General features: G+C 70.6%; 21 protein-coding genes. 9 read left to right on the forward strand and 12 right to left on the reverse strand.

Going from position 1 to position 22,212, the window contains the following annotated elements; translation table 11 throughout:
• From pcnB to hda, 3 genes are all read right to left on the reverse strand, one after another.
• Positions 1 to 1,480 (reverse strand): polynucleotide adenylyltransferase PcnB (gene pcnB, locus JHD63_RS10280; RefSeq protein WP_198970652.1); only part of this gene is annotated, 1,480 nt, incomplete at its 3' end.
• Entirely contained in the window at positions 1,477 to 2,187 is a 711-nt protein-coding gene (locus JHD63_RS10285; protein ID WP_198970653.1) for a histidinol-phosphatase, read from the reverse strand. The genes JHD63_RS10285 and pcnB, both read right to left, overlap by 4 nt.
• Positions 2,188 to 2,198: 11 nt before the next feature.
• Positions 2,199 to 2,891, reverse strand: a complete 693-nt coding sequence (hda, locus tag JHD63_RS10290) for a DnaA regulatory inactivator Hda (RefSeq protein ID WP_198970654.1) — start codon at positions 2,889 to 2,891, stop codon at positions 2,199 to 2,201.
• A gap of 220 nt (positions 2,892 to 3,111) precedes the next feature.
• Here hda and purM point away from each other — a divergent pair, with 220 nt between their 5' ends.
• The 5 genes from purM to JHD63_RS10315 all read left to right on the forward strand — a co-directional run bounded on the left by purM (position 3,112) and on the right by JHD63_RS10315 (position 7,494).
• Positions 3,112 to 4,158: a phosphoribosylformylglycinamidine cyclo-ligase gene (gene purM, locus JHD63_RS10295; RefSeq protein ID WP_198970655.1), complete on the forward strand. Its 1,047-nt coding sequence runs from the start codon at positions 3,112 to 3,114 to the stop codon at positions 4,156 to 4,158.
• Positions 4,159 to 4,167: 9 nt separating this feature from the next.
• Positions 4,168 to 5,232: an AI-2E family transporter gene (locus JHD63_RS10300; protein WP_198970656.1), complete on the forward strand. Its 1,065-nt coding sequence runs from the start codon at positions 4,168 to 4,170 to the stop codon at positions 5,230 to 5,232.
• 113 nt (positions 5,233 to 5,345) lie between these two features.
• Positions 5,346 to 5,906: an isochorismatase family protein gene (locus tag JHD63_RS10305; RefSeq protein ID WP_198970657.1), complete on the forward strand. Its 561-nt coding sequence runs from the start codon at positions 5,346 to 5,348 to the stop codon at positions 5,904 to 5,906.
• Positions 5,903 to 6,529: a DJ-1/PfpI family protein gene (locus JHD63_RS10310; RefSeq protein WP_198970658.1), complete on the forward strand. Its 627-nt coding sequence runs from the start codon at positions 5,903 to 5,905 to the stop codon at positions 6,527 to 6,529. Before JHD63_RS10305 ends, JHD63_RS10310 begins: the two co-directional genes overlap by 4 nt.
• Entirely contained in the window at positions 6,496 to 7,494 is a 999-nt protein-coding gene (locus JHD63_RS10315) for a GlxA family transcriptional regulator (RefSeq protein WP_198970659.1), read from the forward strand. The genes JHD63_RS10310 and JHD63_RS10315 overlap by 34 nt, the downstream gene beginning before the upstream one ends.
• On the opposite strand, the gene JHD63_RS10320 is transcribed toward JHD63_RS10315, so the two are convergent.
• Together JHD63_RS10320 and murJ are read right to left on the reverse strand one after the other, a co-directional pair.
• Positions 7,474 to 8,325: a SirB1 family protein gene (locus JHD63_RS10320; RefSeq protein ID WP_198970660.1), complete on the reverse strand. Its 852-nt coding sequence runs from the start codon at positions 8,323 to 8,325 to the stop codon at positions 7,474 to 7,476. The two genes, JHD63_RS10315 and JHD63_RS10320, sit on opposite strands and share 21 nt — an antisense overlap.
• 45 nt (positions 8,326 to 8,370) lie before the next feature.
• Positions 8,371 to 9,936, reverse strand: a complete 1,566-nt coding sequence (gene murJ / locus JHD63_RS10325; RefSeq protein ID WP_198970661.1) for a murein biosynthesis integral membrane protein MurJ — start codon at positions 9,934 to 9,936, stop codon at positions 8,371 to 8,373.
• Between the two features lie 199 nt (positions 9,937 to 10,135).
• Between murJ and rpsT the strand changes: the two genes are divergently transcribed.
• Complete coding sequence (rpsT, locus tag JHD63_RS10330; RefSeq protein ID WP_198970662.1) at positions 10,136 to 10,441, forward strand: 30S ribosomal protein S20; 306 nt, start codon at positions 10,136 to 10,138, stop codon at positions 10,439 to 10,441.
• A 128-nt stretch (positions 10,442 to 10,569) separates the two neighbouring features.
• Here the strand turns inward: rpsT and JHD63_RS10335 are convergent, their stop codons facing one another.
• Together JHD63_RS10335 and JHD63_RS10340 are read right to left on the reverse strand one after the other, a co-directional pair.
• On the reverse strand, positions 10,570 to 12,534 hold the full coding sequence (locus tag JHD63_RS10335; protein WP_198970663.1) for a UvrD-helicase domain-containing protein: 1,965 nt from the start codon (positions 12,532 to 12,534) through the stop codon (positions 10,570 to 10,572).
• 23 nt (positions 12,535 to 12,557) lie between these two features.
• Complete coding sequence (locus tag JHD63_RS10340) at positions 12,558 to 12,872, reverse strand: DUF3579 domain-containing protein (RefSeq protein ID WP_198970664.1); 315 nt, start codon at positions 12,870 to 12,872, stop codon at positions 12,558 to 12,560.
• A 244-nt stretch (positions 12,873 to 13,116) separates the two neighbouring features.
• On the opposite strand from JHD63_RS10340, the gene JHD63_RS10345 reads away from it, so the two are divergent.
• The 3 genes from JHD63_RS10345 to JHD63_RS10355 all read left to right on the forward strand — a co-directional run bounded on the left by JHD63_RS10345 (position 13,117) and on the right by JHD63_RS10355 (position 15,734).
• Positions 13,117 to 14,319 (forward strand): aspartate aminotransferase family protein, encoded by a 1,203-nt coding sequence (locus tag JHD63_RS10345; protein WP_198970665.1) that lies wholly within the window; start codon positions 13,117 to 13,119, stop codon positions 14,317 to 14,319.
• A gap of 82 nt (positions 14,320 to 14,401) precedes the next feature.
• Entirely contained in the window at positions 14,402 to 15,355 is a 954-nt protein-coding gene (gene argF / locus JHD63_RS10350; protein WP_198970666.1) for an ornithine carbamoyltransferase, read from the forward strand.
• A 49-nt stretch (positions 15,356 to 15,404) separates the two neighbouring features.
• Positions 15,405 to 15,734, forward strand: coding sequence for a YkgJ family cysteine cluster protein (locus JHD63_RS10355; protein ID WP_198970667.1), 330 nt, complete (start codon positions 15,405 to 15,407; stop codon positions 15,732 to 15,734).
• Between the two features lie 85 nt (positions 15,735 to 15,819).
• Here the strand turns inward: JHD63_RS10355 and JHD63_RS10360 are convergent, their stop codons facing one another.
• The 5 genes from JHD63_RS10360 to JHD63_RS10380 all read right to left on the reverse strand — a co-directional run bounded on the left by JHD63_RS10360 (position 15,820) and on the right by JHD63_RS10380 (position 22,192).
• Positions 15,820 to 17,010 carry an FAD-dependent monooxygenase gene (locus JHD63_RS10360; protein WP_198970683.1) on the reverse strand — a complete coding sequence of 397 codons (1,191 nt, stop codon included), beginning with the start codon at positions 17,008 to 17,010 and terminating at the stop codon, positions 15,820 to 15,822.
• A gap of 17 nt (positions 17,011 to 17,027) precedes the next feature.
• Entirely contained in the window at positions 17,028 to 19,601 is a 2,574-nt protein-coding gene (locus JHD63_RS10365) for a putative bifunctional diguanylate cyclase/phosphodiesterase (protein WP_198970668.1), read from the reverse strand.
• A gap of 183 nt (positions 19,602 to 19,784) precedes the next feature.
• Positions 19,785 to 20,066 (reverse strand): DUF6587 family protein, encoded by a 282-nt coding sequence (locus tag JHD63_RS10370; protein WP_198970669.1) that lies wholly within the window; start codon positions 20,064 to 20,066, stop codon positions 19,785 to 19,787.
• Between the two features lie 9 nt (positions 20,067 to 20,075).
• On the reverse strand, positions 20,076 to 21,944 hold the full coding sequence (gene feoB / locus JHD63_RS10375) for a ferrous iron transport protein B (protein WP_198970670.1): 1,869 nt from the start codon (positions 21,942 to 21,944) through the stop codon (positions 20,076 to 20,078).
• Complete coding sequence (locus JHD63_RS10380; protein ID WP_198970684.1) at positions 21,941 to 22,192, reverse strand: FeoA family protein; 252 nt, start codon at positions 22,190 to 22,192, stop codon at positions 21,941 to 21,943. The genes feoB and JHD63_RS10380 overlap by 4 nt, the downstream gene beginning before the upstream one ends.
• Positions 22,193 to 22,212 lie beyond the last annotated feature (20 nt).

Below are 22,212 nucleotides of genomic sequence, written 5' to 3' on the forward strand. Positions count from 1 at the left end.
AGATGTGTATAAGAGACAGGTCTTGCGCCGGGGCGCGGGCGCGCAGCCGTGCCGGGCGCGGCGCGGCCTCGGCGCCGGGGGCGGCCTTGCGGGTGCGGCTCTTCTGCTCGTCGCGCACCTGGTCGATCAGATCCTGGCGGCGCAGGTCGTCGGTGGTGCTGAACTCCTGCCACCACTCGGCCAGGGCCTCGTCGATCTCGCCGACGTCGGCGCGCAGACGCATGAAGTCGAAGCCGGCGCGGAAGCGCGGCTGGTCCACCAGGCCATAGGGCGCGCTGCCGGTGCGCTTCTCGAAGCGCGGCTGCATGACCCAGATCTCGCGCATGTCGGCGGCCAGCTTGCCGCGGCCGGAGACGTCGCCGATGCGCTTGTCGAACACCTCGTCGATCGCGTCCTGCAGCGCCGGGAACACGTGCTGGCGCTGTTCGATGCGGCGGTTCCAGCCGGTGCGCACGTCGTCCCACAGCACGCTGGCCAGCAGGAAGCTGGGCGCCACCGGCTTGCCCTCGGCCACGCGGCGGTCGGTGTCCATGAGGGCGGCCTTGACGAAGGGCTCGTCGGCGCGCTGCACCACCAGGTCCAGCAGCGGGTAGATGCCCGTGGCCAGGCCGAGCTTGCGCAACTGCTCGATGGTGGCGATGGCGTGGCCGGTCTGCAGCAGCTTGAGCATTTCGTCGAACAGGCGGCTCTGCGGCACGTCGGCCAGCAGGGCCTGCGAGGCGACCAGCGGCGCGCCGGTCTTGGGGTCGAGCGAGAAGCCCAGCGGCGCGAGCTTGGCGGCGAAGCGCACGGCGCGGATGATGCGCACCGGGTCTTCGCGGTAGCGCGTGGCGGCGTCGCCGATCATGCGCAGGGTGCGCTTCTTGGCGTCCTTGATGCCGCCGTGGTAGTCCACCACGATCTGCGTCTGCGGGTCGTAGTACATGGCGTTGACGGTGAAGTCGCGGCGCGTGGCGTCCTCGTTCTGCGGGCCCCAGACGTTGTCGCGCAGCACGCGGCCGGTGGAATCCACCGCGTGGGTCATGCCGGCGAGTTCGCTCTTGCTGGTCTTCTCGTTGCCGGCGACCTGCTCGGCCGCGGCGTTGTCCATGTAGGCGCGGAAGGTCGAGACCTCGATCACCTCATGCTCGCGCCCGCGCCCATAGACCACGTGCACGATGCGAAAGCGCCGGCCGATGATGAAGGCGCGGCGGAACAGCGCCTTGACCTGCTCCGGCGTGGCGCTGGTGGCCACGTCGAAGTCCTTCGGCCGCAGGCCCAGCAGCAGGTCGCGCACCGCGCCGCCCACCACGTAGGCCTCGAAGCCGGCCTCCTGCAGGGTGCGCACCACGTCGACGGCGCGCTTGTCGACCAGCGCCGGGTCGATGCCGTGCACGCTGTGCGGCACGTCCTGGCGCTTGCCGAAGTTCGGCTTGCGGGCCCGCGCCGCACTGCCGCCGGGGGCCTTGCGCAGCAGCTTGTCGATGAACTGTTTGATCATTTTTCTTCGTTGGTACCGCAGGCTTGCGGAAAGAGGTCCAGGATGCGCCAGCCGCGCTCGGCGGCCAGCGCGCGCAGGCGCGGGTCGGGGTTGGTGGCGACCGGGTGGTCGACCTTCTCGAGCAGGGCCAGGTCGTTGAGGGAGTCGCTGTAGAAGGTGGTCTCGACGTCGCCCCAGCGCCAGCCGCGCGCGGCCAGCCACTGCTCCATGCGCAGCACCTTGCCTTCGCGCGCCGAGGGCGTGCCCTCGATGGCGCCGGTGATCCAGCCGTCCTCGCCGCGCGCCAGATCGACCGCGATCAGCTCGGCCACGCCCAGGGCGTCGGCGATCGGGCGGGTGACGAAGGCGTTGGTGGCGGTGACGATCAGGATCTGGTCGCCCGCGTCGCGGTGCTGCTGCACCAGGGCGCGCGCGGCGGGCAGGATGGCCGGGTGGATCACCTCGTCCATGAAGCGCCGGTGGGCGGCCTCGGCCGCGTCCGCGCCGCGCAGGCGCGCCGCCTCGGTGGCAAAGCGCACGTAGTCGTGGATGTCCAGCGTGCCGGCGCGGTACTGGGCGAAGAACTCGTCGTTGCGGCGGGCAAACTCCACCGGGTCGGTCCAGCCGAGCGTGGTGGTGAACTGGCCCCAGGCGTGGTCGGAATCCAGGGGCAGCAGGGTGTGGTCGAGGTCGAACAGGGCCAGGCGGGGGCGGGAACCGTGGGTCATGGAGAGGGCCTTCACTCGGAAGCGAGCATGGCCTTGAGCAGGGGAATGGTGACGGCGCGCTGGGTGCGCAGGGCGTAGCCGTCGAGGTGGTCGAGCAGTTGCATGAGGCTGCCCAGGTCGCGGCTGAAGCGCTTGAGCATGTAGTCCATCACGTCGTCGCCCAGGAAGATGCCGCGCGCGTCGGCCGCCTGGCGCAGCACCGAGCGCCGCTCGGGCTCGTCCAGCGGCTCTATGTGGAACACGTGGCCCCAGCCCAGGCGGGTGCGCAGGTCTTCGCGCAGCTTCAGATCGGCCGGCGGCAGCGCGCCGGCGGCCAGCACCCAGCGCGCATGGCCGTCGCGCGGCGACAGCGCGTTGACGAACCAGTTGAAGGCCGCATGCTGCTGCACGCTGTCGTAGAGGTGCACGTCGTCCATCAGCACCGCGGTCCAGCGCTCGTCGTAGCTGGCCGGGATGGCGGTGCCGGCGTCGAGCCAGCCCACGCTCGCCCCCTGCGCCAGCAGGGCTTCGCAGACGCCGCGCAGCAGGTGCGTCTTGCCGCAGGCGGATTCGCCCCAGAGGTAGGTCGGCACCGGCGAGCGGGTGTCGCTGCGGGCATCGGTCCACAGGCGCAGATGTTCCAGCACGGCCGTGTTCGGCCCCGGCCAGAAGCTGGCGAGCGTGGGTCCGGTGGACAGGCCTATATCGAGCGCGATCTGCTGCATGCGGTGGGCGCGTCAGCGAGGCACGCTGCGGCGCGGGCGAAGGGGAGGCGAAAGGGAGAGGAACGGCAACATGGCAGGGCAGGCACGGCCTGCGGGGCGGCTGCCCCGGGGCAAGCCCTTAAAATCAGCCCCAAATTCTAGTCGCCCGGCGCATTTGCGCCCGGCACGCCCGCCCAGCCCTCACCGGCGACCTCCACTCCAGCGATTCCCGAGCATTCCCATGAGTTCTTCCGCGCCCTCCCCCGCCCCGCTGTCCTACAAAGATGCCGGGGTCGACATCGATGCCGGCGACGCCCTGGTGGAACGCATCAAGCCGCTGGCCAAGAAGACCATGCGCGAAGGCGTGCTGGCCGGCATCGGCGGCTTCGGCGCGCTGTTCGAGGTGCCCAAGCGCTACCGCGAGCCGGTGCTGGTGAGCGGCACCGACGGCGTGGGCACCAAGCTCAAGCTGGCCTTCGAGTGGAACATGCACGACACGGTCGGCATCGACCTGGTCGCCATGAGCGTCAACGACGTGCTGGTGCAGGGCGCCGAGCCGCTGTTCTTCCTCGATTACTTCGCCTGCGGCAAGCTGCACGTGGACACCGCCGCGGCCGTGGTCGGCGGCATCGCCCGGGGCTGCGAACTGTCGGGCTGCGCCCTGATCGGCGGCGAAACCGCCGAGATGCCGGGCATGTACCCCGACGGCGAATACGACCTGGCCGGCTTTGCCGTCGGTGCGGTCGAGAAGTCCAAGATCCTCACCGGCCAGAACGTCAGGCCCGGCGACGTGGTGCTGGGCCTGGCCTCGGCCGGCGTGCATTCCAACGGCTTCAGCCTGGTGCGCAAGGTGATCGAGCGCGCCGGCGCAGATTTGCCCGCCACGCTGGACGGCAAGCCCTTCCGCGAAGCCGTGATGGCGCCCACCCGCCTGTACGTGAAGCCGGTGCTGCAGGCCCTCGGCCAGCACCCGATCAAGGCGCTGGCGCACATCACCGGCGGCGGCCTGCTGGAGAACATCCCGCGCGTGCTGCCCGAAGGCACGGCCGCCCACCTCGAGAAGGGCAGTTGGCCGCAAACCGAGCTGTTCGCCTGGCTGCAGAAGGTGGCCGGCATCGACGACCTGGAGATGAACCGCACCTTCAACAACGGCATCGGCATGGTGGTGGTGGTGGACGCGGAACACGCCGACGCCACCGCGGCCACGCTGCGCGCCGCGGGCGAGCAGGTCCACCGCATCGGCGCCATCGCGCCGCGCGGCGAGGGCCCGGCCGTGGTGGTGGGCTGACGGCACGGCATGGCGCAGGGCCTGCCTGACCCCGTCGCGCGCCCAGGGCACGCCGCCCGCGGGGTGCAGATAGCCAGCTACCTGGTGATGGGCGGCGCGCTGCTGCTGGTGATCTGGCAGGGACTGCTGCCGGGCCTGCTGTGCGTCTGCATCGGCTTCCTGGCCACGCGCTGGCTGGCGCGCGCCCTGAACCGGCTGCGCTCCAGGCGCCGCGCCAGCCCCGGCCAGCGGCCCGGGCAAACGGTGCAACTGGCGGCGGCGCTGCTGGTGGCGCTGGCACCGCTGCTGATGCTGAGCGCGGCGCTGTCGCAGTCGCGCACCTTCATCCTGCATGCGCCCGAGCAGTACCGCGAACTGCTGGACCACACCGCGCGCACCGTGCTCGAGCTGCGCCTGAAGCTGCCTGCCGAGATCGGCGTGCACCTGCCCGACGGCGCGGACGATCTGCAGCGCATCGTCGCCAACCACCTGCGCACCCAGGCCGGGGCGCTGGCCACCGCCGGGCGCGCCTGGCTGCATGCGCTGCTGCTGGCCTACGTCGGCCTGCTGGTCGGCGTGCTGGCCGGCTATGCCCGGGCGCCCGCGCGGCGCCGGCCGCTGGCGCTGGAGATGCACCGGCGCATCGAGATGTTCGGCGAGGCGTTCGGGCAGATCGTGGCCGCGCAGTTCTGGATCGCCGCCTTCAACGCGGTGCTCACCGCCATCTTCCTGTTCGTGGTGCTGCCGCTGTGGGACCTGCGCCTGCCCTACAGCGCGGCCCTGGTGACGCTGACCTTCCTGGCCGGGCTGGTGCCGATCGTGGGCAACCTGCTCTGCAACGCGGTGATCACGGTGGTCGGCCTGTCGGTGTCGCCGGTCACCGCCCTGTCCTGCCTGGCCTTCCTGATCCTGATCCACAAGGCCGAATACGTGATCAACGCCCGGGTCGTCGGGCAGCGCACGCACATGGCGGTCTGGGAGCTGCTGGCCGTGATGTTCGTGGCCGAGGCGGTGTTCGGCCCGGCCGGGCTGGTGGCCGCGCCGCTCTACTACGCCTACCTGAAGAAAGAGCTGCAGGCCGGCGGGCTGGTCTGAAGGCCGCCCCGGAAAATGTCCTGAAATGACCGGTTCTGGTCCGGTCAAGGCTGGCTGGCCCAGGCATCATCTGGACAATGGAGACCTTCATCCCCACGGAAAAAGGTCCGAAAATGCACAGCGCACTGCTCGTCATCGATGTCCAGGAATCGTTCCGCCACCGCCCCTTCTTCGATGCGCGCGAACTGCCGGCCTACCTGGCCGCCCAGAACGCGCTGATCGCCGGATGGGCCGGGCGCGGGTGGCCGATCGTGCGGGTATTCCACCGCAGCGGCCCGGACACGCCGGACAACCCGTTCTCCCCCGCCTCCGGCCATATCCGCCCGCTGCAGGGCCTGACCGGCTTCGAGGCCGCCGCCACCTTCACCAAGACGCGCCACAGCGCGCTGGTCGGCAGCGGGCTGGACGTGTGGCTGACGCAGCAGGGCATCAACCGCCTGGTCGTCAGCGGCATCCGCACCGAGCAGTGCTGCGAGACCACCACGCGCCACGCCTCCGACCTGGGCTGGCAGGTGGACTTCGTTCCCGAGGCCACCCTGACCTGGGACATGGTCCAGCCCGACGGCCGGCCGCTCACCGCCGCCGACATCCGGGCCCGCACCGCCACCGTGCTGGCCGGGCGCTTCGCCACCGTCTGCAGCGTGCCGCAGGCGCTGGAACGCGCTGCGCTATGAGCTCGCGCGTACTCATCCTGGCTTTTGACGGCGTAGAGGCACTCGACTTCGCCGGCCCCTTCGAGGTGTTCACCACCGCCAGCCGCGTCAGCCCACGGATGCAGCCCGGCACGGCGGCGCCGTTCGACGTGGCTTCGGTCGCCTCGGTTGCGCGCGGCCAAGCCGTACAGGCACGCGCGGGCCTGCAACTGCTGGCCACGCACACGCTGGCGGACAGCCCGCAGGCCGACCTGCTGATCGTCCCCGGCGGCGTGGTCGATGCACCGCTGGCCAGCCCCGACACCCTGCGCTGGATCGCCCACCAGGCGGCCGGCGCGCAGATCGTCGCCTCGGTCTGTACCGGTGCCTTCCTGCTGGCGGCCAGCGGCGTGGTGCGCAGCGATGCCGTCACCACCCACTGGGAAGACATCGCCGAACTGCGCGAGCGCTTCCCCGCACTCGACGTACGCGGCGATGTGCGCTGGGTCGACAACGGCCGCATCGTCACCTCTGCCGGCATCAGTGCCGGCATTGACATGAGCCTGCACCTCGTCGAACGCCTGGGCAGCCACGCGCTGGCCGAGCGCACCGCGCGCCAGATGGACTACCCATGGAACCGCAACCCCAGCCACCCATCCGCGTAATTTTTGTGCTCCAGGCCAACAGCCTGGTGCTCGACTGGGCCGGCCCGGCGGAGGCGCTGCGCATCGCCAACCAGTTGCTGCTCGCGGCCGGCCAGCCCGAGCGTTTCGTGCTGGAATTTGCCGGGCCCAGCCCACAGGCCATGGGCTCGGTTGGCGTGGCCATCAGCGGCCTGGCGCCGCTGCCCACGCAGTGGAGCGGCCCGGCCTGGGTGGTGCTGGTCGGCCTGCCGGGCAGCACCATCCGGGTCGATGATGAGGCCTCCCGCACGCTGCTGCACTGGCTGCGCGGCCTGCGCCTGGCGCGCGGCCAGCTGGAGCTGGTGACCATCTGCGCCGGCGCGGTGGTCGCCGCCCGCGCGGGCCTGCTGGCCGGGCGCCGCGCCACCACGCACCACCAGCACCTGGACGAACTGCAGCAGGTGGCGCCGCGCTGCGACGTGGTGCACAACCGGGTATTCGTGCTCGATCCGCCGCTCTACAGCAGCGCCGGCATCACCGCCGGCATCGACCTGGTGCTGCACCGCATTTCCGAGGCCTGCGGCCCCGCGCTGGCGGCCCAGGTGGCGCAGACCATGGTGGTGGCGCTGCGGCGCGGCCCGCACGACCCGGAACTCTCGCCCTTCCTGGCCTGGCGCAACCACCTGCACGCCGGCCTGCACCGGGTACAGGATGCGGTCGGCGAACGCCCGCAGGACGACTGGACCGTGCCGCGCATGGCGGCGCTGGCCCACACTTCGCCGCGCCACCTGGCGCGGCTGTTCCTGCTGCACGCCGGCATCGCGCCCCTGACCTGGCTGCGCCGCCTGCGCCTGGCCACGGCCGAGCAGGCGCTGCGGGCCGGCGCTAGCGTCACGCGCGCGGCGGAACTGTCGGGTTTTCGGTCGGATGCGCAGCTGCGGCGCGCCTGGCGGCAGTTCGGGCTGCCGGGGACGCCTTCGGATGCGCTAATGCAAGGCCCGGCGTAGCTGCGCGAGCCGTTCTTCGATGCTGTCGATGTCCAGCGCATCTTCCGCGTTCGCCAGGTAGACCTCCAGATCGGCCACGGCCTCCAGCGCGCGGCCCTGCTCGGCCAGCGCCAGGCCGCGGTCGCGGTACTCGACCCAGGCCGCGGGCAGCAGTATCACCAGGCGGTCCTGCACCGCGATCAGACGCGCCCAGTCCTTCTGGGCGCGGTGGATTTCCTTGAGGTTGCGCAGCATGCGCGTGAGGATCTCGCGCGGGGTGGCGGCCTGCAGGTAGAGGGCGAGCGGCACGTCGTAGTCGTCCACCAGTCCGTTGCGGCGCTTGTAGGGTTCGAGCCGCTCGGACAGCTCCTCGCGCGAGAGCGAATGGCCATTGAACGGGTCGAGCACCACCTGGCCCTTGGGCAGGTTGATCTTGACCATGAAATGGCCCGGGAAGCTCACCCCGCGCACGTGCAGCGCCAGCCCCTGGGCCAGCTCCATCCAGAGCACGGCCAGCGAGATCGGAATGCCGCGGCGCGTGCGCAGCACGGCATTCAGGTAGCTGTTGTCGGGGTCGTAGTAGTCGTTGACGTTGCCGCCGAAGCCCAGTTCGGCAAAGAAGAACTGGTTGAGCACCCGCAGGCGCTGCAGCGCGGGGGCATCGGCCGGCAGGCGGCGCCTGACGCGCGCCAGGAGCTGGTCGACGTCGCCCAGCACCTGCTGGATGTCCAGTTCGGGATACTCGTCCTGGCCCAGGCTGATGGCGGCTTCCAGCAAGGGAAGCTCATCGTCGCTCTGGACCAGCGCAGCAAAGTACTCGAGCGGCGTGGGCGCGGAAAAGCGGATATCCATGGACCATTCTGGCGGCGCGCTAGCGGCGCCGTCAAGCAAAGGGGCTTAGCGCCGCAGCATCTGCCGCAGCTTCACGCCCGCGGCCCAGGCGGCCCCCAGGTAGAGCACGGCGCCGGCCGCCACCACGCCGGCCAGCAGCGCGGCGCGCCGCCAGGCGTCCACCCGCATGCCGAGCCAGTCGAAGTGGATCGACATCCAGACCAGGAAAATCGCCAGCAGCGCGCTGGCCGCCAGCACCTGCATCAGGAACAGGCCCCAGCCGCGCAGCGGCCGGTAGCTGCCGCGGCGGATCAGCCCGATCAGCAGCCACAGCGCGTTGACCATGGCGCCGATGCCGATCGACAGCGTCAGCGCCGCGTGCTGCAGCAGCGGCACCAGGAAATAGTTGAGCGCCTGGGTCAGCACCAGCACGCAGACGGCGATGCGCATAGGCGTGCGCATGTCGTGCCTGGCATAGAAGCCCGGGGCCAGCACCTTGATCGCCACCAGGCCCAGCAGGCCCACGCCATAGCCCATCAGCGCCACCGTGGTCTGCTGCACGTCGAAGTCGGTGAAGGCGCCATGGTGGAACAGCACCGCCACCAGCGGCCGCGAGAACACCAGCAGCGCCACCACGCAGGGCACCGACAGCAGCACCACCAGGCGCAGGCCCCAGTCGAGCATGGCCGAGTAGCGCTCGTCGTCCTTGGCGGCGCGCGCGGCGGCCAGCTGCGGCATCAGCACCACGCCCAGCGCCACGCCCAGCAGGGCGGTGGGGAATTCCATGAGCCGGTCGGCATAGACGATCCAGCTTACGCTGCCGCAGGCCAGATGCGAGGCGATCTGCGTGTTGATCAGCAGCGACAGTTGCGCCACGCTCACACCCAGCAGCGCCGGCAGCATCAGCCGGGCCACGCGCCGGGTGCCCGGGTCGGCCCAGGCGGCGCGCACCGCGCCCAGGCTCGCCCCGATGCGCGGCAGCAGCCCCAGCCGCAGCATGGCGGGCAACTGCAGCGCCAGCTGCAGCATGCCGCCCAGCATCACGCCCAGGCACTGCGCGTAGATCGGCTCCAGGCCATGCCGCGCAAACAAGGGCGCGCCCCAGACGATGGACAGGATCAGCGTCACGTTGAGCAGCACCGGCGTGGCTGCCGGCACCGCAAAGCGGCGCCAGGTGTTGAGCACGCCGCCGGCCAGCGCCACCATGGACATGAAGCCGATGTAGGGGAACATCCAGCGCGTCATGACCACCGCCGCGTCGTAGCCGTGCGGCGTCTGCTCCAGGCCGCTGGCCATGGCCCAGACCATCAGCGGTGCGCCGACCACGCCGGCGATGCACAGCAGCAGCAGCGTCCAGGCCAGCAGGGTGGCGACATGGTCGATCAGCGCCTTGGCGCCCTCGTCGCCCTGCTCGGTGCGCGTCGCGGCCAGTACCGGCACGAAGGCCTGGCTGAAGGCCCCCTCGCCGAACACGCGGCGGAACAGGTTGGGAATGCGGAAGGCGACGTTGAAGGCGTCGGTCAGCGCGCTCACGCCAAAAACCGAGGCCATGAGCAATTCGCGGACCAGGCCGGTAACGCGCGAAGCGAGCGTCAGCAGCGAGACGGTGGAGGCGGCTTTGAAAAGAGACACGGCGCCGAGTGTAGGGGGCTTCCCTCGCCCCACCCTGCGCCGCTGCTCTTCCCGCCCAGGATGCCGCGGATCCGGCTGCGCCGGTCTGCCGGCATCGCCCTCGGCAAGGGGTGCCCGAACCACACGAAGTGGGGAGGCTGGGGTTTGCTAGAATAATAGGCTTTGCTGCAACATCCTCAGACACCTAAGGAATCGAACCATGGCCACCAAGCCGAAGAAAAAGAACCCCCGCCTCGCGTCGGGCCGTAAACGCGTCCGCCAGGACACCAAGCTCAACGCAGCGAACACCTCGCTGCGTTCCAAATACCGCACCGCGGTGAAGAACGTCGAGAAGGCAGTGGCTGCCGGCGACAAGACCAAGGCCGCCGAAGCCTTCGCCCGCGCCCAGAGCGTGGTCGATACCGTGGCCGACAAGGGCATCTTCCACAAGAACAAGGCCTCCCGCGACAAGAGCCGCCTGGCCGCCAAGGTCAAGGCGCTCGCCACCGCCCCGGCTGCCGCCTGACCGGCAGCCCCAGCGCCTGAATCCATCAGGCATCGCCCGGACGGGCTCCCCGTCCGCCGTTTGCAACGGGTGCGCTGTAGCAAAGCAAGAAACCGCCTTCGGGCGGTTTTTTGTTGCCCGTCACATGCTCATCCAGGCAATTTCAGGCCCATGCGCTGCACGAACTCGCTCGGCCGCGCCGCCGATAGGAACAGGCCCAAGGCCTGGCTGGCGCGGGTGATGGCGACGTAGAACAGGTTTTCCTCGTCCGCCGGCCGGCCCTCGGCATCCGGAAACTCGCCCTGCTGCAGAAACGGCAGCAGCACGTGGTCGAACTCCAGCCCCTTGACGTCGGCTGCGCTGGCCACGGTCAGCGGCGTGTTCCTGCGCAGGCCGGCCAGCCTCATTTCCGTCTCGTTGAGGCGGTGGAAGAAGGCCGGGGCGCTGTCGAAGCCGGCGGCCAACTGGCGCAAGCCGTCGATGTTGCGCAGCGCGGCAACGCGGCGCTGCGGCTGCACCAGCACCTGGGACACGAACCAGGGCATGTCCAGCGCCGCCAGGAAGCGGTCGAACAGTTCGGCGCCGCCCGCCCCTTGCGCCACCGCGATGGCCGCGCGCAGCCGGCGCGCGGTGCCCGCATCGGCGCTGCGCAGCACGTGGTTGTCGAGGAAGGCCGAGAGGTTCTCGCTGTTGTCGCGGAAATGCCGTATGGCGGTCGCCAGCAGCGCGGCCTGCGACTGGTCGGCCTGGGCCGGGTCTTCCTCGAACCGGGTGCCGCAGAAAAAGACGAAGGCCTCGACCATGCGCCCCAGGGTCTCGGGGCTGCGCAGGCTGTCGAAGTCGCGCGTGGCGATGGTCAGCAGGCCGCGCAGCAGCAGCACCTCGGGCCGCTGCAGGTAGCTCTCGAAGCCGGTGATGCGATAGGGCAGGCCGGCATCGACCAGCGCGTTCTCCAGCAGGATGGAATGGTGCTCGTGCCGCAGCAGGATGGCCATGCCGGCCAGGTTGCGCCGGCCCTTGCGATAGGCCTGGATGGTGTCGACCACTTGCGCCACGCAATCGCCCTCGTCCCGGTAGGCGTGAACCTGCAGCGTGGTGGCATGGGTGCCGGCCGACGCGATCTTCTGCCCGGTGAAGCGGCCCGCGCGCCGGGCCAGGTTGTCGTCGAAGCGGAAGCTGCTGCCGAGCCGGTAAGGGGCCACGCGGCGACCGGTGTCCTCCGGAATGCGCCCGCGCAGAAACGCCGGGTCTGCCCCCATGGCCGCGTGGATCACCTGGTGCACGTCGCCCACGCCGCAGAAGGACACCGACTCCGGCTGCAGCAGGCGCCGCAGGATGGCGTACATGGCTTCGTTCATGTCGTGCATCTCGTCGACCAGCAGCAGGCGCAGGCGCTGCGGCCAGGCGGCGGGGAAGGCGTCGGCCAGGCCCTCTTCCTCGGCCCGCAGGTGGCGCGCCAGGTCGTAGCTGGCATCGCCCGGGCCGCGGAAGGCCGGGTGGTCCGGATGGGCGCCGCGCCGCACCCGCTCATAGGCATGCAGCACCCGCAGCAGGGTGTAGTCCTGGCCCAGTTGCTCCGCATGGTGGGGCGCCAGCGCGCCTTCCAGGCCTTCGCGCTCCAGCCGCAGCGTGCCCTTGAGCCACAGCATGCGCTCCAGGAAGTCGGCGACGAAGCCGGTGTCGCCCAGCGACGGGAACAGCAGCGCATCGCGCCAGCGGTCCTCCTGCCGGTCCTGCATCCAGTCGATGGCCTCCCAGACATGGGGCTTGAGCTGCTCCGCCTGGCCCAGCAGCGGCACCGCAGCGCCTTCGATGCCGCGCAGCACCGAAGCGGCGAAGCTCTCGAAGGTGGCGATGCGGAAGGACTGCGCTACCGGCTGCGGCACCTCGATGCGCCGCAGCGCCTGCCGCATCGCTAGGCAGGCGGCATCGGTCGCCGTCAGCACCAGGCAATGGGCGGGCGCGGCGCCGCGGCGCCAGGCCTCGGCCAGGCGCAGCGCCAGCGTGGTGGTCTTGGCCGCGCCCGCATGGGCCTCCACCAGCACGGTGGGCTGCAGGGCGGTCTGGATCGCCCGCTGCTCCTGCGTCGGCACCAGGGCGCCGGGCGGTGGCACGAACAGGGGCGCGTTGACGGGCGTCAGACCCTGCCCTCGGGCAGCAGGCAGGCCTCGGTCACCTGCAGGTCATTGTCGCGGGCGAAATTCATCACGAAGTCCCAGGCCATGGCGTCGTAGTCGCGCAGGTCGGGGTGGACGACGACGCATTTCACGCCATTGAGGGTGGTGGGAATGCACCAGGGCGAATAGCCCAGATGGCTGCCGGGCACGGGGCCGCCGGGGCGGAAGCCGCTCATCACGCCCGCCAGCCGTTCCGCCCAGTCGCTCGGACGGAAGGTGCGACCATTGCTGGTGATGCCCTGGATGAAAATTTCTTTGGCGGTGAAGGCGGCCATCGTGGAGGGGCTGGGGTAGGACCTGCCGCGGCGGGCCGGGCCGTCACGGGGAGGATGCGGAGCGCGACGGCGTCACTGCCGCGACATCGGGACCGTATTCTACGAGGCCGCCCCACTCCCTCGTGCGCGCATGGCTGTGATGCGCAATCGTCACCTCTGCGCCTTGCGCGCCCCCCTAGAATCGCATTTCAGCGGCGCGCGCTTCGCTGAAACCACCCAACTCCCTGCTTCTGGAAGGACCCGCATGACCGCCTCGACAGCGCCCACCTCGCCCCACCTGATGAATACCTACGGCCGCCTGCCGATCGCACTCGATCACGGCGACGGCGTCTGGGTGTGGGACACCGAGGGCCGACGCTACCTGGACGGCCTGGGCGGCATCGCCGTCAACACGCTGGGCCACAACCACCCCCGGCTGGTGCCGGCGCTGCAGGAGCAGATCGGCAAGCTTATCCACAGCTCCAACTACTACCACGTGCCCGGTCAGGAGGCCCTGGCCAGCAAGCTGGTGGAGCTGTCGGGCCTGAGCAACGTCTTCTTCTGCTCGACCGGGCTGGAGGCCAACGAGGCCGCGCTCAAGCTGGCCCGCAAGTACGGCCACGACAAGGGCATCGCCCGCCCGCAGATCGTGGTGTATGAAGGCGCCTTCCACGGGCGCTCGATCGCCACGCTGTCGGCCACCGGCAATGCCAAGGTGCAGAAGGGTTTCGAGCCGCTGGTCGAGGGCTTCATCCGCGTGCCGCTCAACGACATCGAGGCGCTCAAGGCCGCCACCGATGGCAACCCCGACGTGGTCGCGGTGTTCTTCGAGACCATCCAGGGCGAAGGCGGCATCCATCCGATGCGCTGGGAGTACCTGCGGCAGGTGCGCGCGCTGTGCGACGAGCGCGACTGGCTCATGATGATCGACGAGGTCCAGTGCGGCATGGGCCGCACCGGCAAGTGGTTCGCCCACCAGTGGGCCGGCATCAAGCCCGACGTCATGCCGCTGGCCAAGGGCCTGGGCTCGGGCGTGCCGGTGGGCGCGGTGGTGGCCGGCCCCAAGGCGGCCCGGATCTTCCAGCCCGGCAACCACGGCACCACCTTCGGCGGCAACCCGCTGGCCATGCGCGCCGGGGTGGAAACCATCCGCATCATGGAGGAAGACGGCCTGCTGGAGAATGCCGCAAAGGTCGGAGCCCACTTGAAGGCCGCGCTGGAGCGCGAACTCGGCGGCCTGCCCGGCGTGCGTGACGTGCGCGGCCAGGGCCTGATGCTGGGCATCGAGCTGGACCGCCCCTGCGGCGTGATCCTGCAGCGCGCGGCCGATGCCGGGCTGCTGCTGTCGGTCACAGCCGAAAGCGTGATCCGCCTGGTGCCGCCGCTGATCCTGACCGAGGCGCAGGCCGACCAGATCGTGGCCCTGCTGGCGCCGCTGGTGAAGGCCTTCCTCGCCGAACCGCGCTGATCCCTTTCTGCGCAAGCCCGGCGCCGCGGCCCAATGCCGCGGCGTCTTTCGTTTTCCGCCGAACCCAGCCGAACCCGATGCCATGACCACCGCACCGATACGCCACTACCTGCAGTTCAATGACTTCACCGCCGACGAATACGCATGGCTCTTCCAGCGCGCGGCGCAGATCAAGCGCAAGTTCAAGGCCTACGAGAAGTACCACCCGCTGGCCGACCGCACGCTGGCCATGATCTTCGAGAAGGCCAGCACGCGCACCCGCGTGAGCTTCGAGGCCGGCATGTACCAATTGGGCGGCAGCGTGGTGCACCTGACCACCGGCGACAGCCAGCTCGGCCGCGCCGAACCGATCGAGGACAGCGCCAAGGTCATCAGCCGCATGGTCGACCTGGTGATGATCCGCACCTACGGCCAGGACAAGATCGAGCGCTTCGCCGCGCATTCGCGCGTGCCGGTGATCAACGGCCTGACCAATGAGTTCCACCCCTGCCAGATCCTGGCCGACCTGTTCACCTACATCGAGCACCGCGGGCCCGCGGACGGCAGCGGCACGCTGACCGACTGCCTCAAGGGCAAGACGGTGGCCTGGGTGGGCGACGGCAACAACATGGCCAACACCTGGCTGCAGGCGGCCGACATCCTGGGCTTCACCGTGCACGTCAGCACGCCGAGCGGCTACGAGGTGGACCAGTCCATCGCCGGCGTGCGCTCGGCCGCCAGCTACAAGGTGTTCAAGGACCCGATGCAGGCCTGCGCCGGCGCCGACCTGGTCACCACCGACGTCTGGACCAGCATGGGCTACGAAGCCGAGAACGAGGAGCGCCGCCAGGCCTTCGCCGACTGGTGCGTGGACACCGAGATGATGCGCGCGGCCAAGCCCGACGCCCTGTTCATGCACTGCCTGCCCGCCCACCGCGGCGAAGAGGTGGAGGCCGACGTGATCGACGGCCCGCAATCGGTCGTCTGGGACGAGGCGGAAAACCGGATGCACGTGCAGAAGGCGCTGATGGAATTCCTGCTGCTGGGGAGGCTGTGACCACCGCCAGGCCGCGCGCTTCGCGTCCTGGCCTGCCCCGCGCTGGCACATGAAGGACGAGCCCCATCCCTGCCTGCGCTGCGGCGCGTGCTGCGCGAGCTTCCGGGTCGATTTCTCGGTGGAAGAGCTGAACCAGCACGGCGGCCCGGTGCCCGATGGTGTGGCCGTGGAGCTGACCGGCACGCTCAGCCGCATGCGCGGCACCGACCACCAGCCGCCGCGCTGCGCCGCGCTCACCGGCACGCTCGGGCAGGCGGCGCGCTGCGGCATCTACGAATGGCGCCCCTCGCCCTGCCGCGAGTTCGAGGCCGGCAGCGACGCCTGCCAGCGCGCACGGCACCGGCACGGATTGGCGCCGCTGGCGGACTTTCCCTGGTAAAAACCCACCATTTACGATAGAAAAGTGGTTGTAGCCCAGGCTCCACCTGGGCTTCTAGCTACAAAAAATGTAGCATTCGATACCGTTACTGCCCGGCGTAAAGCCAGGGCATGTCCAGCAGGCGCTCGCCCAGCACGGCCATGGCCGCATCGCGGCCCCAGCGCAGCGCGCCGCTGGCGTGGAAGACCCGGGCGTTGCGCGTGGAGCGGGCCTGCACGCGGGCCACGCGCTGCCAGCGCTGCAGGGCATAGCGGCGCAGGCGCAGCGGCACGTCCACCGCGTCCATGGCCAGCACATGGCCGATCTCGGCCGCGTCCTCGATCGCCATGCCCGCGCCCTGCGCCAGGTAGGGCAGCATCGGGTGCGCCGCATCGCCGATTAGGGCCACGCGGCCGGCGGCCAGCGTCTCCGGGGCGGCCACCGGCGGGCGGTCGCACAGCCGCCAGCGGCGCCAGTGCGGCACCGCCTCGCACAGTGCCCGCAACGGGGCGCAAGCGCCCTGCAGTGCGGCGCGCGGCCCTTCGGGCGGGGCGTCCAGGTCCCAGCCGCGCGGGTCGGTGGCGGCGCCGGGTTCGGACTCTTCCACCAGGACGACGAAGTTGAGCCATTCGCCCCCGCGCACCGGGTACTGCACCGCGTGCAGCCCGGTGCCGAGCCAGACGGTGACCTGGCTGCTGCGCAGGGCCGCCGGCAATGCCGGCTGGCGCAGCAGCGCCCGGTAGGCGAACTGGCCGGTGACGCGCGGCGGCGGATCGCCCGGCAGCAACTGGGCGCGCACGCCGCTCCACAGGCCGTCGGCGCCGAGCAGGGCGTCGCCTTCGACCTCGGTGGCCTGCGGCTGCTCGTCGCGCCGCACGGCCAGCGCCACCACGTCCGCGCGCTGCCTGAGGGCACCGATGCGCGAGCCCAGGTGCAGCGCGGTTTCGCCCTGCGCCTGCACGGCGGCATGCAGCAGCCCGTGCAGGTCGGCACGGTGCAAGGTGGCATAGGGCGCGCCATAGCGCCGCCAGGTGTCGGCCCCGAGCCGCAGGCGGCCCAGCGTGCGCCCGCTCGCAGCGCTGCGCACCTCGAGCCGCTCGGGAAAGGCTGCCAGTTCCGCCAGCGCCGGGCCCAGGTCCCAGCGGTGCAGGATGCGGGTGGCATTCGGGCCCAGTTGCAGCCCGGCGCCCACCTCGGCGAACGCCGGGGCGCTCTCGAACACACGGGCGCGCCAGCCGGCCCGCACGCAGGCCAGCGCGGCAGCCAGGCCACCGATGCCGCCGCCGGCGATCAGCATTTCCTGGCAATACACGCTCAACGCCCCGCACCCCAGAGCCGCTCCAAGTCATGGACCGGCATAGGCCGCGCGAACAGGTAGCCCTGGAAGGCGCGGCAGCCGTTGCCCAGCAGGAAGGCGAACTGCTCCGGCATCTCGACCCCCTCGGCCACCACGTCGAGGTCCAGGCTCTGCGCCAGCCCGAGGATGGTGCGCACGATGGCCGCGCCATTGGCATCGACCAGCATGTCGCGCACGAAGGACTGGTCGATCTTGAGCTGGTCCAGCGGCAGGCGCCGCAGATAGCCGAGCGAGGAGAAGCCGGTGCCGAAATCGTCGAGCGACAGCCCCATGCCGCGCGCCTTGAGGCGGGCCAGCTTGTCCCGCGCATCCTCGGTGTCGCGCAGCAGCATGGTCTCGGTCAGCTCCAGCTTGAGCCGGCACGGGTTGGCGCCGGTGGCGGCCAGCGCCAGGTCCACCTGGGCCAGGAAATCCGGGTGGCGGAACTGCCGGGCGCTGACGTTGACGGCCAGGTACCAGTCGCGCATGACCGGCTGCTGCGACCACGCCGCCAACTGCTCGCAGGCCGCGCGCAGCACCCATTCGCCGAGCGGCAGGATCAGGCCGTTCTGCTCGGCAAGCCCGATGAAGGCGGCCGGGCTGACCATGCCGCGCTGCGGATGCTGCCAGCGCAGCAGCGCCTCGGCCCCGAGCATGCGCCCCTGGGTGTCCACGACGGGCTGGTAGTGCAGCAGCATCTGCCGCAGGCGCAGGCCCTCGTGCAGGTCGGCCTCCAGCGCCGCGCTGGCACTGAGTTCCTGCTGCATGGCCGGATCGAAGAAGCGCAGTGTATTGCGCCCGTCCTGCAGGGCGTGGTCGACCGCGAGGCTGGCCTGCTGCAACAGCTCTTCCGCCGGCAGCGCCGGCTGGCTGAACATGCGTATGCCCATGCTGGCCGAGCCGTAGTGCCGCCGCCCCGTCAGGTCGAAGGGCTGGGCCAGTTGTTCCAGCAAGGCAGTGGCGACCTCGCGCGCCGCCTGGGCGGCCAGGGCCGCGTCACCGCCCAGCGCATTCAGCACCATGGCGAACTCGTCCCCGCCCAGGCGCGCCAGAACCCGGTTGGCAGCGACACCCCGTTGCAGGCGCTGCGCCACCAACTGCAGCCACTGGTCGCCGGCATCGTGGCCCAGCACGTCGTTGAGGTTCTTGAAATGGTCCAGGTTGATCAGCAGCAGCGCACCATGGCTGCCTGTTGCCGCAGCCACCCAGACGGCCTCCTCCAGTTGCGACAGCAGCCGGCGGCGATTGGGCAGGCCGGTCAGCGTGTCGTAGAAGGCGAGCTGCTCGATCTCGCGCTCGGCGCGTTTGCGCTCGGTGACGTCGCGCGACACGCCCACCACGCCGATCACGTTGCCGGCTGCGTCGCGCAGCGGGGTCTTGATGGTCTCGAAAGCGATGGCAACGTCGCGACGCAGGGAGGCGACCTTTCGCTCGGAGCGCAGCGGCTCGCCCGACTCCATCACCTGGCGGTCCTCCACGCGCAGGTTGTCGGCGATGGCCGGCAGCACCATGTCGTAGTCGGTCATGCCGACGATCTGCTGCGGCGTCACCCCGATGAAATCCGCGAAGACCTGGTTGCAGGAGGTGTAGACGCTGTCGCAGTCCTTGGAGAACACCATGTCCGGAATGGCTTCGACCAGGCTGCGCAGGCGCGACTGCTGCTCGGCCAGGGCAAGCTCGGCCAGCTTCCGCTCGGTGACGTCGATCACGAAGTACAGCACGCCCTGCACGGAGCCGTCACTGCAGCGCTCGGGCACCATGGTGTTGTGCCGGTAGCGCACATCGCCGGGTGCCAGCGGAACCTGGTTGTCGAACACCACCGTCTCGCCGCCGAGCGCCTGATGCAGGTGGCGCTCCAGGCGCTCGTAGCGCTCGGGCGGAAGAATCTCTGCCAGGCTGCGGCCCAGTAAGTCCTCGACCGAGCGGCCAAACCAGCGGGCGTGGGTCTCGTTGATGAAGCGGATGCGCAACTGCCGGTCCAATCGGGTGATGCCGCCGGGCAACTGCCGCAGCACGGCCAGCCACTGGTCTTCGGCCTCCTGCACCGGCGACTCGGGCAATGGGCACTCCCGGGCCGCGCTCCATCCATGCCCCAGCAGCGCATAGGCGCCGATGCGCAGCACGACCGCCATCAGCTCGGCACCGTCAAAGGGGTTGCGCCATTCGCACACGGCGGCGGCAATCAGCAGCAGCGCGGCCCCGCCAGCGCCCCAGAGCAGGCGGCGCCCGCGCCAGCATGCCCATGCGGCACCGGCCAGCGCCACGGCTTCCGCGACGCGGGCCACGGCCCAGAGCAGTCCGGCTCCGCGCCAGGGGCCGGCGAGCTGCGCGGCTGCGCCCAGCAACGCGCACGCGGCCGCCACGCCAAAAGCCGCGACCAGTACGCCCGTCCCCAGGCGCCTGACCGCGATCCGGCCGGCCAGGGCAGCCGCGCAGAGCTGCAGCAGGAACAGCACGGCCGGCGTAGCCAGGGTCAGCGTCGAAGCCGGGACGGCGGCTGCGTCCAGCGGGGCGGCGGCTGCCAGGTCCTGCAGCATCGCCAGCAGGACCACGGCACAGCTCCCTGGACGCAGCCCCCCCCTGCCACGCGGCCGCGCAACGGCCAGTAGCCAGGTGCGGCGAGCAGGGGCGGTCGTCATTCCATCAGGAGGGCGCGGGCGTGCGGTCACTCTGCGCGAAGTATCGGCGATAACCGCCGGACTGCCAGCCTTTTGTCGGTGCCGGGACACCACCGATCAGCGGTTGTGCACGATCCGTACCGGTTTTTCGGCCTCCGGGCCGGGGAGCCCTTTGCCGGGCGTGGCGCAACTGCCGCAACTCTCGCAGGAGCCGCAGCCGGGCGCCTCCCCCACCACCTGCGCCACGCGCTCGGCACTGGCCGGCCGCAGCCCGAGGCGGCGCGCCGCGCCGGCCAGGCGCGCAGCCAGGCGCTGCCGCCAGCGCCCCGGCATCCAGTACCAGACCGCGTAGAGCGCGTCGATGGCCACCACGACGGCAACGGCGATTTCCTGTCCCATGGTGCAGTCCTAAGCCAGCGCCAAGGCGATCCGGTAGGTGATGAAGCTCGCCACGTAGGCCAGCCCGAACAGGTAGGCCGCCATGATCAGAGCGTAGCGCCAGGAGTTGGTTTCACGCCGCACCGTGGCCAGCGTGGGCAGGCACATGGGCGCGAACACGTACCAGACCAGCAGCGACAGCGCTGTCGCCAGGGGCCAGCTCGCCGCGATCATGGGCTCCAGCGCCGTGGCGGCATCGTCGCCGGTGGCCGACAGCGCATAGACCGTGCCCAGGGCGCCCACGGCCACCTCGCGCGCGGCCAGGCCCGGCACCAGCGCGATGCAGATCTGCCAGTTGAAGCCGATGGGCGCGAACACGACCTCGAGGGCGCGGCCGATCATGCCGGCCAGGCTGTACTGGATCGCCGGGCCGGCGGCGCCCGCGGGCGGCGAGGGAAAGGACGAGAAGAACCAGAGCAGCACCGTCAGCGCCAGGATCATGGTGCCCACGCGCCGCACGAAGATGCGCGCCCGCTCCCACAGGCCAATGGCGAGCTGGCGCGGCTGCGGCCAGCGGTAGGAGGGCAGCTCCATCATCAGCGGCGCGCGCGAGGCGCCGCCGCGCAGCCGCTTGAACACCCAGGCCACGCCCATGGCCGAGACGATCCCGCCCAGGTACAGCGCGAACAGCACCAGCCCCTGCAGGTTGAAGATGCCCACGCTGCGCGCGGGCACGAAGGCCGCGATCAGCAGCGCGTACACCGGCAGCCGCGCCGAGCAGGTCATGAGCGGCGCGATCATGATGGTGACCAGCCGGTCGCGCCAGTTGGTGATGGTGCGCGTGGCCATGACGCCCGGAATCGCGCAGGCGAAGCTCGACAGCAGCGGGATGAAGGAGCGCCCGGACAGCCCCACCGTGCCCATCAGCCGGTCCAGCAGAAAGGCCGCGCGCGGCAGGTAGCCCGAATCCTCCAGGGCCAGGATGAAGAAGAAAAGGATCAGGATCTGCGGCAGGAACACCAGCACGCCGCCCACGCCGGCGATGATGCCATCCACCAGCAGGCTTTGCAGCATGCCTTCGGGCAGGTGCGCCTTGACCAGGTCGCCCACCGCGGCGGTGGCGCCTTCGATGGCGTTCATCGGCACCTCGGCCCAGGTGAAGACCGCCTGGAACATGAGGAACAGCAGCACCGCCAGCACCAGCAGGCCCCACAGCGGGTGCAGCACCACGCGGTCGATCGCGTCGTCGCTCTGCAGCGCGCGCTCGGGCTCGCCAACCGCCACCGCGAGGATGCGGCGCACCTCCTTCTGCGTATCCAGCACCTCGGCAAAGGCCGGCGCCTGCCATTCCGGCGGCATGCTCGCGGCGGCGCCGGGCATGTGCGACTCCAGCGCCGCCACCAGCGCGGCCGCGCCGCCGACCTTCACGCCGACGGTCTCCACCACCGGCAGACCGAGTTCGCGGCCGAGCGCCTGTGCATCGACCGCGATCCCCTGGCGCCGCGCCTCGTCGCTCATGTTGAGCGCCACCAGCATTGGGATGCAGAGCTTGCGGGCCTCCAGCACCAGGCGCAGGTTCAGGCGCAGGTTGGTGGCATCGGTGACGCAGACCAGCAGGTCGGGCAAGGGCTCGCCGGCGCGCCGCCCGGTGACGACGTCGCGGGTGATGGCCTCGTCCGCGCTCAGCGGGTTGAGGCTGTAGGCGCCCGGCAGGTCCAGCACGTCCACCTGGCGGCCCGAGGGCGTGCGCACGCGGCCGATACGGCGCTCGACCGTCACGCCCGCATAGTTGGCGACCTTGGCGCGGCTGCCGGTCAGCAGGTTGAACAACGCGGTCTTGCCGCAGTTGGGATTTCCCAGCAGCGCGACGCGCAGCGGTGGCGAAATAGCAGCGCTCATGGCGCATTCCCCGGCAACACGTCTATCAGCGCGGCTTCCGCCATGCGCAGCGCGAAGGTCGTATGGCCCAGCCGCACCGCCAAGGGCTCACGCCCGGGAAAGCCATGCGCCACCACCCGCACGCGCTCGCCGGGCACGAAACCGATCTCGATCAGGCGCAGCAACAGATCCGACTGCTCCGCGTCCACGGGCTGGCGCAGACCGGCGATGGTCGCGAGCACATTGCGGGGAAGCTCAGCCAGCGGCATGGCAGCGGCAGCTTCGGGCC

This window comes from Xylophilus sp. ASV27 (assembly GCF_016428875.1).
In the GTDB taxonomy this organism is placed as follows: Bacteria; Pseudomonadota; Gammaproteobacteria; order Burkholderiales; family Burkholderiaceae_C; genus Xylophilus.

Coding starts and splice junctions, on each gene's coding strand:
- JHD63_RS10285 (WP_198970653.1), bottom strand. CDS start 2,187: ATGACCCACGGTTCCCGCCCCCGCCTGGCCCTGTTCGACCTCGACCAC.
- hda (WP_198970654.1), bottom strand. CDS start 2,891: ATGCAGCAGATCGCGCTCGATATAGGCCTGTCCACCGGACCCACGCTC.
- purM (WP_198970655.1), top strand. CDS start 3,112: ATGAGTTCTTCCGCGCCCTCCCCCGCCCCGCTGTCCTACAAAGATGCC.
- JHD63_RS10300 (WP_198970656.1), top strand. CDS start 4,168: ATGGCGCAGGGCCTGCCTGACCCCGTCGCGCGCCCAGGGCACGCCGCC.
- JHD63_RS10305 (WP_198970657.1), top strand. CDS start 5,346: ATGCACAGCGCACTGCTCGTCATCGATGTCCAGGAATCGTTCCGCCAC.
- JHD63_RS10310 (WP_198970658.1), top strand. CDS start 5,903: ATGAGCTCGCGCGTACTCATCCTGGCTTTTGACGGCGTAGAGGCACTC.
- JHD63_RS10315 (WP_198970659.1), top strand. CDS start 6,496: ATGGAACCGCAACCCCAGCCACCCATCCGCGTAATTTTTGTGCTCCAG.
- JHD63_RS10320 (WP_198970660.1), bottom strand. CDS start 8,325: ATGGATATCCGCTTTTCCGCGCCCACGCCGCTCGAGTACTTTGCTGCG.
- rpsT (WP_198970662.1), top strand. CDS start 10,136: ATGGCCACCAAGCCGAAGAAAAAGAACCCCCGCCTCGCGTCGGGCCGT.
- JHD63_RS10340 (WP_198970664.1), bottom strand. CDS start 12,872: ATGGCCGCCTTCACCGCCAAAGAAATTTTCATCCAGGGCATCACCAGC.
- JHD63_RS10345 (WP_198970665.1), top strand. CDS start 13,117: ATGACCGCCTCGACAGCGCCCACCTCGCCCCACCTGATGAATACCTAC.
- argF (WP_198970666.1), top strand. CDS start 14,402: ATGACCACCGCACCGATACGCCACTACCTGCAGTTCAATGACTTCACC.
- JHD63_RS10355 (WP_198970667.1), top strand. CDS start 15,405: ATGAAGGACGAGCCCCATCCCTGCCTGCGCTGCGGCGCGTGCTGCGCG.
- JHD63_RS10360 (WP_198970683.1), bottom strand. CDS start 17,010: ATGCTGATCGCCGGCGGCGGCATCGGTGGCCTGGCTGCCGCGCTGGCC.
- JHD63_RS10370 (WP_198970669.1), bottom strand. CDS start 20,066: ATGGGACAGGAAATCGCCGTTGCCGTCGTGGTGGCCATCGACGCGCTC.
- feoB (WP_198970670.1), bottom strand. CDS start 21,944: ATGAGCGCTGCTATTTCGCCACCGCTGCGCGTCGCGCTGCTGGGAAAT.
- JHD63_RS10380 (WP_198970684.1), bottom strand. CDS start 22,192: ATGCCGCTGGCTGAGCTTCCCCGCAATGTGCTCGCGACCATCGCCGGT.